Origin of the sequence: Lacibacter cauensis, from assembly GCF_007830055.1 — a bacterium.
Taxonomy (GTDB): Bacteria; Bacteroidota; Bacteroidia; order Chitinophagales; family Chitinophagaceae; genus Lacibacter; species Lacibacter cauensis.
Map to the genome: position 1 here is coordinate 283,640 of NZ_VLLE01000003.1, position 11,729 is coordinate 295,368.

Here is an 11,729-nt window from a genome sequence, read left to right on the forward strand (position 1 = left end):
CATGATACTTACAGTAACCCTGAACCCCTGTATTGATAAAAGTTCGAAAGTTGATAAACTGAAACCCGAAAGCAAATTACGTTGTACCGAAGTGGTGAACGAACCCGGTGGTGGCGGTATTAATGTAAGCAAAGCATTGCAGCGTTTAGAAACAGCATCGGTGGCGTTGTTTCCATCCGGCGGCCACAACGGTAATATGTTATGCAGTTTACTTACCGAAGAAAGAATTACCTACCACGCTGTAGATACGCAGGTAGAAACAAGAGAAAACTGGATAGTACTGGAAACATCCACCAATAATCAATTCCGTTTTACCTTTCCAGGCAGAGAAGTACAGGAAGAAACGATTAAAACATTGGTAGAACATATCCGCAGTTTTACACCGAGTTATGTGATTGCAAGCGGTAGTTTACCTCCGGGTTTACCCGATTATTTTTATGGTTTGATTGTGAAGAATGCAAAAGCGGTTGGTGCACGTTGTATTGTTGATACAAGTGGTCCGGCATTACAGGCACTGCAGGGCAAAGGTGCGTATCTCATTAAACCCAATATTGGTGAGTTGTGCAAGATGCTGAATGTAGAATGGCTCGATAAAGAAGAAGTACCCGATGCGGCACAACAGGCCATACGTGATGGTTTTGCAGAATTGATTGCAGTAAGTATGGGCCCCGATGGTGCGTGGCTGATGAGCAGCGATGAAAAACATTATGCTGCAGCTCCAAAGGTTGAAAAGAAAAGCACAGTTGGTGCAGGCGATAGTATGGTGGCGGGTATGACGTATATGCTGCAACAGAACCGTTCGCTCAAAGAAGTAATTGCATTTGGTGTTGCCTGTGGCAGTGCTGCAACCATGAACGAAGGCACGCAGCTGTTTAAAAAAGCAGATGCAGAAAGATTGTTTGCAGGAATGAGTTGATAGAATACAGATTGAAATGGTTTATTCAGATATAAACAAATAAAACAAAGGAGCCGCTTTTTAAAACGGCTCCTTAATTATTGAATAGAGAAATCAGTACAGGTTATTTCAATTTGTGTCACAACGATTCTATTCTATCAATTCCCTTTCCAGTCCGGCAACCTGCCCGGTGTATAAGGTGCGCCGTTCTTTTCTAAAATACTTTCAATGCGTTTTATTTCTTCTGCAATTACTTTCAGTTCGCTGTAAACAGGTGTAAACTGTTTGGCAGCAATCTGGTAATTGTTGATTTGTGTTTGCGTTGGTGCTGCTGTGGTATTCCACAACGAACCCGTAATGTAACCAATGCGTCCGTTAACAGAAGGCGATGTTTCAAACTCTCTTCTTGCCAACGATGCATCACCATTCAACTGGCGGTTTACTGCATGCAATCGTTTTTCAACATCCTGTAATGCTTTCGACAACTCAAGCGATTGCTTGGGAGTTTCAATAATGGCCTGTTTCATATAACGTACTTTGTTTACCAACTCGCCACGGTATTGATCGGCAGCGGCTGCAACTCTGCTCAGCTCGCCCAGCTTTTTGCAGAACTCATCCAATGCTTTTTTATCTGTTGCAGGAAGCGTTGCTGCATTCAACGACATTGCTTTGAATGTTTGCGGTTCTGCTAAATCACTGTACACACCATCTTCAAATTTGCTGAGTGAAACCTTGTATGTGCCGGGTAACGCCAGATAGCCCTGATCGGGTTCGCTGAATGCCATCGATTCATCAAACGGTGTAAAATCAATTGGACCGAAAGGAGCAGTGCGGAAATCCCACACAATGCGTTTCAATCCTTTCTTCGCCGGAGCTTTGATGCGGCGGACAACATTACCTGCTTCATCTGTTACAGTAAACAGCAAATGCGGTGCAGGTTGTTCATCTTCCAAACGCAGTGAATCAGGAGAAGGATACGTTGGTGCTTCACCTTTCTTTATTTTCTCCGCTTCTGCAGCTCTACGTTTCTCTTTGATGGTTTTAATATCCTCTTTGAGATAATAGGTAAACACTGCACCTACTTTGGGGTTAGGCGTAGTAAAGAAACTTTCGCCCTGGAAACCTTTGCCTCTTACGCCCAAGGGCTTCGATTCAATAAACATCCATGCATCCTTCACGGGGAAGATGAGTGCTTCTTTTTCGAGGTCTTCACGTTTTAAATTGCGCAGTGGCGTATAATCGTCCAGCACATAAAAACCACGACCGAATGTTGCAAGAATCAAATCGTTTTCACGTTTCTGAATTTCTAAATCTTTTACAGCAATCGTAGGCAGGTTGCCTTTCATCTGCACCCACTTTGCACCGCCATCAATACTTACAAACAAACCAAACTCAGTGCCTACAAATAACAAGTCTTTGTTTACATGATCTTCTGCAATGGTGTACGATGTTCCTCTTTCGGGTAAGTTATTGGTGATGGCTTTCCATGTTTTACCGCCATCACTTGTTTTGTAAACATAGGGGTGAAAATCGCCATAGCGGTGATGATTAAAGGTGACATACGCTACATTCTTATCGTGCTGCGATGTAATGATATGATTGACATACGTACGTTCAGGTACACCGGCAATATTATCGATCTTCATCCACGTTGTACCGCCGTCGTTGGTTACCTGTATTAAACCATCATCAGTTCCAACATAGATCGTGTTCTCATCAAACTTCGATTCTGCAATAGTGGTGATGTTACCATAAATATCTGTTGAAGCATTCTTCGCCACTGCATCCATGCTCCATACCTTACCCATTACCGGTAATTTATTACGATCAATTTGTCTTGTTAAATCAGGACTGATGACTTTCCAGGTGTTACCACGATCATCGGTACGGAACACTTTATTTGCTGCATGGTAAAGCCGTTTGTTATCGTACTTCGAAATCACCAATGGTGCATCCCAGTTCCAGCGGTAGGCTTCGCCTTCGGGTTCCTGCGGTTGAATGAATAAATACTCACCACTCTTTTTATCGTAACGTGTTAATGCACCATACTGGGCCTGCGAATAAACAATATCAGGATTGCTTTGATCAATCTGCGATTCGTAACCATCGCCCAAACTGGTAAAGTACCAATCAGAATTCATAATACCGTTGGCGCTGAGTGTACGTGATGGTCCACCCAAGCTGAAATTATCCTGTGTGCCACCGTGTATGTGATAGAACGGAAATGCATTGTCGGTTGCTGCTTTGTAAAATTGTGTAACCGGCAAATTAGCTTTGAAGTTCCAGTTTTCACCACTGTCAAAACTTTCGTACACACCACCATCGCAACCAACTAAATAATGCGATGTGTTTGTTGGGTTGATCCAGATAACATGGTTATCGATATGTTTACTCTTTTCGCCTACGATTGAAAATGTTTTTCCTCCATCGACGCTTACACCAAAGTATACATTGGTAACAAAAATTTTATTGATGTCTTTCGGATCGCAAAAAATCTTTTGATAATAGTTGCCGGATGTGGAATAGCTGCTTTGCTTTTCCCAGCTGGCACCACGATCGGTACTTTTAAACACACCGCCTTTACCTTCGGTTGCTTCCACAACACAATACAATACATCGGGATTAACAGGTGAATAATTCAAACCAATTCTGCCAAGATCACCACCTGGTAATCCATTCATCATCTTGCTCCAGGTAGCGCCACCATCTGTACTTTTATACAAGGCAGATTCCGGACCGCCACCAATATATGTAAACACTTTCCGCTGGCGTTGATGGGCTGCTGCATATACAATGTTGGGATAACGGGGATCGACCATTACTTCATTAAAGCCGGTGTGTTCGCTTACAAACAATACCTGCTTCCATGTTTTACCGCCATCGGTTGTTTTATAAATACCACGTTCGCCACCACTGTTCCAAACAGGACCGTATGCTGCAACATAAACGATGTCGCTGTTTTTAGGGTCAATTGCAATACGACCAATATGTTCCGAATTTTTTAAGCCAACATTTTTCCAGCTCTTGCCACCATCTTCACTTTTGTACACACCATCGCCGTAACCAACCACACGCTGGTTATTGTTTTCGCCGGTACCAACCCACACCACATTGGTATTGGTTGGATCGATTGCAACACAGCCAATCGAAAAAGAACCTTCACCATCAAAAATAGGCGAATAGGTAATGCCCGCATTGTTTGTTTTCCAAACACCACCTGCTGCCGATGCTACATAATATTCACTAGTGTTGTCGGGGTTTACAGCAATATCTGCAATACGGCCCGATGTAATAGCAGGGCCAACACTGCGAAACTGAAGACCGTTTAACAAACCGCTGCTCAGTAAATCTTTCGGTGCTTCTTTTACAGGGGCTGTTGGTTTCTTTTGTGCCTGTAGTGTAAACACACAAAAGAGCAGCAATGCTGTGCTGAAAATTTTGAAAGGACTCATAACAGTTGGTTTTGATAATATAGATAGAAAGGTAGTAAAAAAGGTTGACCATGTTAACAGCCAACTCTTCTGTTTATGTGTAAAGACATTTTTGAAACGAATGTACCTTGTTGATTCAAATCGCAGTTACCGTACATACTTGCTTTCATAAATACTAATCCATTCATCGGGTGTAATTTTCGAAGCCAGCTCACCAATTAAATCGTAAGGAATATCCTCTTCCTTTTTATAACGAATACAGCTCTTGCCCATATCCAGTTTTTTGGTCGATCGTTTGGCATGTTCATCGGCAAACCATTTGTGCAGTTTTGCATCGCCATATACACACATATGGTAAATGGAGATGAAGTTTTTCTGCGAAGCAATGTTGAGAAACGGTAATGGTTCTTCGGGTTTACAATGATAGCCTGCAGGGTACTTGCTGTGCGGCACCACATACCCGATCATACCATAACTCATGGTTTCTTTAAACCCTTTGGGCAGATTTTTCTTAATTACTTTTCGTAGTTGAGCCATTGCTTTCTGCCTGTCTGCAGGTAATGCTGCCATGTATTCTTCTACTGTCGTTGCTTTCGATTGCATATTGTAAGGGTTTTGCTTTATTGCCTGTTAACAGGAACAAATTAAACTAAAGGTTTCTGCTAATGCCTACCGAATTTAAACTACAAAAACGAGTAGGAAAAATGTACAATCGAATGCCATCGTCTTCTATTTTTTACGGCTTGTTTCGGTTGTTTCTTTGTGTTGTCAACGGTGATGAAAAACTGAAGACAAAAAATCCAGATCCAATAAAAAAAACCAAAAACGATCCGTACCCATTGAAAACAAATTAATCCAAGATCCAGATTTAGAAAGGCCCGTTTTTAATCCGAACCCATTGAAAAAACACCCAAAATCAACCTTGAAAACCAACGATCCTGATGAAAACCAAAGTTGATCCGTACCCAATGAAAAGTACCGAACGCCCAAACCCTTGAAAACCCTGTTGACCGAAACACCCATGATCCCGATGAAAACCAGATTTTAATCCGTACCCACTGGAACCTTGTTTATCCAAATCCATTTTTGTAAACGAAAAGCCCGTTTTTGATCCGAACCCCGCAGAAAGCTGTTTACCCAAAATCCATTATCCAACCACATGAAACAAACGCATTTTAATCCGTACCCGAAATGACAGCTATAAGTGCTGAAAACAATTGTGCAAACAGTTAAAACATTCTCGTATGAAAAACCAGATTTACCTGAAATCCATTGTAAGCCATGTTACAGCTGCATTGTTACCCGTAGCCGTTTTAAAGCATAGCTTTTTTATAAACGATGTTTCGCCCGAGCTGCAGTTATCTGCCGATGCTGAAAAGCTTGCTGCTGCAGTAAAAAGAATTGTACTCAACGAGATTGTACAAACCACCGATGCCTGTATACGTATATCGGCATCAGTTGAAAACGATCTGCTGCAGTTAACAGTACACAAAAAAGGCCCTTTTGCTTTACCCCTGACAGAACAATAAACTTTTTGATAGTTTGTACAAGTTCGATTTTCTCATGATGATGAGCTGGCCTTCTACACCGAGTTAGTTTTGGTTAAGAATACAAAGCAGGTCGTTTCCACGATCTGCTTTTTTAATTATCCCTGCAGATATTTTTCAGGAACCGAATGCAAGGCAATACGGTTGCCTTCTGTATCAATAAACACGGCCATGTAGCCATACTCCGGGCCAATCTCTGTTTTCGGAACTATAATTTTACCTCCCGCCGCTTCTACACGGTTCAGTACAATATTTACATCCGGGTTACCATTGAGGTATAGCAACGGCCCATCAGTAGCCGAAGGAATATGAAAGCCATCGGTTTGAATGATTGTTCCGCCAACGCCTTCCATCGGATCATCGAGCGGAAACATCCGCATTTTCATCTGGTCCATATCCAGCGGCTGCATTTGTATTTGAAAAATTTCTTCGTAAAACTTTTGGGCACGGTCAATGTTGGTTGCCGGTATTTCAAACCAGCTGATTGCATGTTTCATACAAAAAAGATAAGGGTTAAAAAATGTGTGCTTTTAAAGTTCCGAAATTGATTGGATGTAATAACTCCACTCATCATATCTTTTTTGTGGTTGCTGTAATGAAGCGTTTGAATGATGCAGCAGTTGTCGGCGTTCTTCTTTACATTCGTTTTTTAACGATTGCTTGCTTTTTAAAGTTTTACAAATGAAACAGTGTTTTATAGTTGATGGTCTGCGCACGCCGGTAGGAAGTTTTAAAGGAATGTATTCGGGTCTTCGTGCCGACGATCTGGCGGCTGTGCCGTTAGCCGGGCTGATGGAAAAGTATAAAGCTGTACTTCCTGCACAGGCAGTGGAAGATGTGATTCTCGGTTGTGTAAACCAGGCAGGAGAAGATAACCGCAACGTGGCACGCATGGCTCTGTTACTGGCGGGATTGCCCTATACCGTTCCCGGTGAAACGGTGAACCGTTTATGTGCATCGGGTATGAGTGCAGTGGTGCAGGCCAAACGTGCTATACAAAGTGGTGACGCAGATGTGTTGATTGCCGGAGGTATAGAGCACATGACGAGAAGCCCCTTGGTGATGAGCAAAGCAAGTGTTGCTTTTGATGGTAACCAGGAACTGTTCGACAGCAGTTTCGGCTGGCGTTTTGTGAATCCGAAAATGAAAGCAATGTATGGTACCGATGCCATGGGCGAAACAGCAGAGAACCTGGTTGATTTGTACAACATTGCACGTGAAGATCAAGATCGCTTTGCGTACAACAGCCAAATGAAGGCAGCAGCTGCAACAGCCAACGGAAAGCTGGCAACAGAAATCTGCAGCGTAACGATTCCACAAAAGAAAGGAGAGGCAGTTGTTGTTACAAAAGATGAATTTATAAAGCCTTCTACCACACCCGAGATTTTGGCAAAGCTCAAACCTGCCTTTCGTACAAACGGCAGCGTTACTGCCGGTAATGCATCGGGTTTAAACGACGGTGCTGCAGCTTTACTGTTGGCCAGCGATACAGCGGTTGCACAATATAGATTAAAGCCTTTGGCAAAAGTTATCAGCTCGCATGTTACAGGTGTGGAGCCACGTATTATGGGCATTGGCCCGGTAGAAGCGGCCAACAAAGCTTTGGCAAAAGCAGGCATTGGCTGGAACGATGTGGCGGTGATTGAACTGAACGAAGCGTTTGCAGCACAATCGCTCGCCTGCATACGGCAATGGGGTTTGGCCGATGATGATGCAAGGATCAACCGGTATGGCGGAGCCATTGCAATTGGTCATCCGTTGGGCATGAGTGGTGCACGTATTATCCTTACTGCAGCGAAGCAGTTACAGGAAGTGGAGGGTAAATATGCGCTGTGTACGATGTGTATTGGTGTGGGACAAGGCTACGCCGTTGTGTTGGAGAAAGCATAAATAAGCAAGGCTTTACTTGAATCTGGATTTAATCTTTATTCCTGCCTTACCTTTGCAGCTCAATCTTTCGTTATGCAAAAGTGGGGACTGTTATTTGTTTTTACAGCTTTTTTGTTGTTGCTGGGTACTGTTGATGCAGAGGCACAATGTGCTATTTGTACCAAAACAGCATCGCAGTTAGGCGAAAAGCCCGCAAAGGCATTGAATGGCGCTATTATTTACCTCATGAGTGCTCCCCTGCTCATTATTGGTTTCGTTGGCTGGCGTTGGTGGAAGAGTCAGCAAACAGAAGAGCAGCAATAAATTGTATGTACGACCTGACAGGTTAAGTCCATCAGGCCGATCGTTGCAAGATTCACAATCTGCAATAGATACATCAACCTGTCAGGTCCTTCAGTAGAGTTTAAATGCGCATATCTCGACTGCGCTCGACATTTCGCCAAAAACCCTTCGACTTCGCTCAGGGTTTTCAAAACCACTAATCACATTCTCTTTTCTCAATCAACAGCACTGCTTAACTTGTATGCATCAATCAACTGCATATGCGAAAATTAGTAGTAGTCCTCTTGCTGTTCCCTTTATTTACAACAGCACAAAAACTTCCAACCATTGAAGAAAAAACAAACGGGTTAAAAAAGTACGAAGGGTACTTTCCTTTTTATTGGGATGAAAACACGGGCAAACTTTGGCTTGAAGTAGATAAGTTCGATACAGAGTTTCTATATGTGGTATCCTTGCCTGCAGGCTTAGGCAGTAATGATATTGGACTTGATCGTGGGTTACTCGGCGAAGACCGTGTGGTGAAGTTTACGAAAACAGGGCGCAAAGTATTACTCATTCAGCCCAACTACGGTTACCGGGCATTATCGAACGATGCAGCCGAGCGCCGTGCAGTAGAACAGGCCTTTGCACAAACAACCGTATTTGGTTTTACCGTAGAAGCAGAAAGCAATGGCAGTGTATTGGTAGATGCAACTGATTTCCTGTTGCGTGATGCCATGAAGGTGAGCAATACCATTCGCCGGATGCGGCAGGGTAATTATGCACTCGATAAAACACGCAGCGCCATGTATTTGCCACGTACCAAAAACTTTCCGCTTAACTCCGAACTGGAAGTAACAGTTACCTATGTAAACAACGATGGTGAAGTAGGCAACTACGTGCAGGCTGTTGCGCCATCTACTGAAGCAATTACATTGCGTATTCATCATTCATTGGTGCAGCTGCCCGATAATAATTATAAACCACGGGTGTTCGATCCACGCAGCAGTTACATTCCTATTTCATTTTACGACTATGCATCACCCGTTAGTGACCCCATCGAAAAATATTACATCATCCGCCATCGCCTGCAAAAGAAAAATCCATCTGCTGCTAAAAGTGAAGCAGTGAAGCCCATCATTTATTATTTAGACAATGGCACACCTGAACCCATCCGTTCGGCCTTGCTCGAAGGTGGCAAGTGGTGGAATCAGGCTTTTGAAGCAGCCGGTTATACCAACGCCTTTGATGTACGCATATTGCCCGACAGTGCAGATCCGATGGACATCCGTTACAACATGATCAACTGGGTGCATCGTTCCACTCGTGGCTGGAGTTATGGCGCCTCAGTCGTTGATCCACGTACAGGAGAAATTATTAAAGGACAGGTATCGCTTGGTTCCTTACGTGTGCGCCAGGATTATCTCATCTTCTCCGGTTTACTATCGCCCTACGAAACAGGTATTCCCGCAAATGATCAGATGCTGAAAGCAGCACTGGCTCGTTTACGTCAGTTATCGGCACACGAAATTGGTCATACAATTGGTTTGATGCACAACTATGCTGCCAGCGTAAGTAACCGTGCCAGTGTAATGGATTATCCGCATCCAACCATTCATCTCAACGCACAAGGCGAAATGGATTTTTCGAATGTGTATGATGATAAAATTGGGGAGTGGGATAAAGTAGCCGTTACCTGGGGCTACCAGGATTTTCCTGCCGGCACAAATGAAGCAACTGCTTTAAATAACATTCTAGCTGATGCGAATAAACGTGGTCTGCAGTTCATCAGCGATCGGGATGCACGTGCACCGGGTGGTTTGCATCCGCAGGCGCATTTGTGGGATAACGGTGTAAGCGCAACCGAAGAATTGAAAGAAGTAATGAAAGTACGGGCCAAAGCCTTGAATGATTTTGGAGAGAAGAATATTCGGGTGGGTATGCCCATGGCCATGCTGGAAGATGCATTGGTGCCGGTGTACTTTTATCATCGTTATCAACTTGAAGCCGCAACGAAATTAGTGGGGGGTATGTATTACTCCTATGCTTTGCGTGGCGATGGACAGCTTGTGACCAAGCAAATGAGCAAAGCCGAACAGCTGGCGGCATTGTATGCGATTGTTGATTGTATTGATCCGAAAGTATTGCAGATACCCGATCGTATTGCTGCGTTAATTCCACCACGGCCATCGGGTTATATTGGTTCAAGAGAATTGTTCCGTAAACGCACAGGGTTGTCATTCGATCAGTTGTCACCTGCAGAAACAGGAGCTGATCTTCCCTTCTCGTTTTTATTCAACAGCGAACGCTTGAGCCGCATGGTGCAGTTGGAATTGAAGGGTGGATTAGGAGTAGAAGAAATGCTGCGTGTGTTGATTGATAAAACATTTAAAGCGCCACGCCGCACCGGTATGGAAGCATTGATACAACAACAAACAGAACAGGTGTTGTTAACGTATTTATTGGCTGCATCGGTTGATGAAAACAATTCGTATACAGTGCGCTCGGTATTAACTAAAGTGTTAAACGATTTGAAAAAGTATATCGATCTGCAAAGCAAAACAGCAACGGGTACGTATGCCGGCCATTTGCAATTAGCAGCCGAACGCATGAAGAATCCATCTGCTGCGAAACCAACCATTCACAAAGAAGCCCCGCCGGGTGCACCGATTGGTTGTGAGGATTGATTTGCCACAAAGACACTAAGGCGCAAAGAAAAAGAAAGGAGAGCATTGCTCTCCTTTCTTTTTCTTGTATTTTCTCTTCGTGCATTTTTGCGTCTTGGTGTCTTCGTGGCAAAAACTCAATTAAACCTTTGTACAAACCGGTACAAATTAAAATCTCCTTTCTTCAGCTCTTCTTCAATCTGCAGTTTCATGCTGTTCTTCTGTACATCTTTCATGCGTTGCTGCTGAATAAGGTAATAGGCTTTTTCTGCCAGCAACCAGCTTCTGCGTTCGTTGGTATGTTGCTGCTGTAACAGTTCTTCAATTTTTTCGAGTAATTCAGCGGCACCGTTTTGTTGGGTAGCAATGGTTTTCACCACCGGTAGTTCATTGCTGTGTGTGGCAAAAGCAGGAGCTAACATTAACCGGAGATTACGCACAAACAAATCTGCTTCTGGACGATCGGCTTTGTTCACTGCAAAAATATCAGCAATCTCCATCAGTCCTGCTTTCATCGTTTGCACTTCATCGCCGGCTTCAGGCACCAACACAACAACTGTGACATCAGCCAACCCTGCAATTTCAATTTCACTTTGTCCTACACCTACTGTTTCAACAAGTACATAATCAAACCCTGCTGCTTTGCAGGTATCGGTGATCTCTAAAATTTTCGGATGCAATCCTCCCAGCGAACCACGTGTGGCTAACGAACGGATAAAGACATCGGGATGATTGTACCAATTGCTCATGCGAATACGATCGCCAAGCAATGCACCAAGGTTAAAGGGAGATGATGGATCAACACAAAGCACCGCCACTTTTTTGCCTTTGTTCACCAGTAATCCAATCAGGCTGTCGGTAAGTGTGCTTTTTCCTGCACCGGGTGGTCCGGTAATACCAATAACAGGCGTTGTGGCTGCAGGCAGACTTTGCAAAAAAATTTCATAACCCGCTACCTCATTTTCAATCAATGAAATAATGCGGGCAAGACTTTTTGTATTGCCTTTTTGTAATTCCTCCTGTAAAGTCGTCCACATGT

General features: G+C 43.6%; 9 protein-coding genes. 5 read left to right on the forward strand and 4 right to left on the reverse strand.

Annotated features, from left to right (window positions below):
- Position 1 precedes the first annotated feature (1 nt).
- Entirely contained in the window at positions 2-916 is a 915-nt protein-coding gene (locus IQ13_RS06490; protein WP_144885296.1) for a 1-phosphofructokinase family hexose kinase, read from the forward strand.
- A gap of 137 nt (positions 917-1,053) precedes the next feature.
- On the opposite strand, the gene IQ13_RS06495 is transcribed toward IQ13_RS06490, so the two are convergent.
- Both IQ13_RS06495 and IQ13_RS06500 read right to left on the reverse strand, forming a co-directional pair.
- Positions 1,054-4,347, reverse strand: a complete 3,294-nt coding sequence (locus IQ13_RS06495; protein ID WP_144885297.1) for a VPS10 domain-containing protein — start codon at positions 4,345-4,347, stop codon at positions 1,054-1,056.
- Between the two features lie 126 nt (positions 4,348-4,473).
- On the reverse strand, positions 4,474-4,929 hold the full coding sequence (locus IQ13_RS06500) for a DUF1801 domain-containing protein (protein WP_144885298.1): 456 nt from the start codon (positions 4,927-4,929) through the stop codon (positions 4,474-4,476).
- Positions 4,930-5,570: 641 nt separating this feature from the next.
- Here IQ13_RS06500 and IQ13_RS06505 point away from each other — a divergent pair.
- Positions 5,571-5,855, forward strand: coding sequence for a HAMP domain-containing histidine kinase (locus tag IQ13_RS06505; protein WP_144885299.1), 285 nt, complete (start codon positions 5,571-5,573; stop codon positions 5,853-5,855).
- Positions 5,856-5,971: 116 nt separating this feature from the next.
- On the opposite strand, the gene IQ13_RS06510 is transcribed toward IQ13_RS06505, so the two are convergent.
- Positions 5,972-6,370, reverse strand: coding sequence for a VOC family protein (locus tag IQ13_RS06510; protein ID WP_144885300.1), 399 nt, complete (start codon positions 6,368-6,370; stop codon positions 5,972-5,974).
- 184 nt (positions 6,371-6,554) lie between these two features.
- On the opposite strand from IQ13_RS06510, the gene IQ13_RS06515 reads away from it, so the two are divergent.
- From IQ13_RS06515 to IQ13_RS06525, 3 genes are all read left to right on the forward strand, one after another.
- Complete coding sequence (locus IQ13_RS06515; protein ID WP_144885301.1) at positions 6,555-7,763, forward strand: 3-oxoadipyl-CoA thiolase; 1,209 nt, start codon at positions 6,555-6,557, stop codon at positions 7,761-7,763.
- Between the two features lie 72 nt (positions 7,764-7,835).
- Positions 7,836-8,066 (forward strand): CAMCR motif-containing small membrane protein, encoded by a 231-nt coding sequence (locus IQ13_RS06520; RefSeq protein ID WP_242009491.1) that lies wholly within the window; start codon positions 7,836-7,838, stop codon positions 8,064-8,066.
- A 239-nt stretch (positions 8,067-8,305) separates the two neighbouring features.
- Positions 8,306-10,711: a zinc-dependent metalloprotease gene (locus IQ13_RS06525; protein ID WP_144885302.1), complete on the forward strand. Its 2,406-nt coding sequence runs from the start codon at positions 8,306-8,308 to the stop codon at positions 10,709-10,711.
- Between the two features lie 116 nt (positions 10,712-10,827).
- Here IQ13_RS06525 and meaB read toward each other — a convergent pair whose 3' ends face one another.
- Complete coding sequence (gene meaB / locus IQ13_RS06530; RefSeq protein WP_144885303.1) at positions 10,828-11,727, reverse strand: methylmalonyl Co-A mutase-associated GTPase MeaB; 900 nt, start codon at positions 11,725-11,727, stop codon at positions 10,828-10,830.
- Positions 11,728-11,729 lie beyond the last annotated feature (2 nt).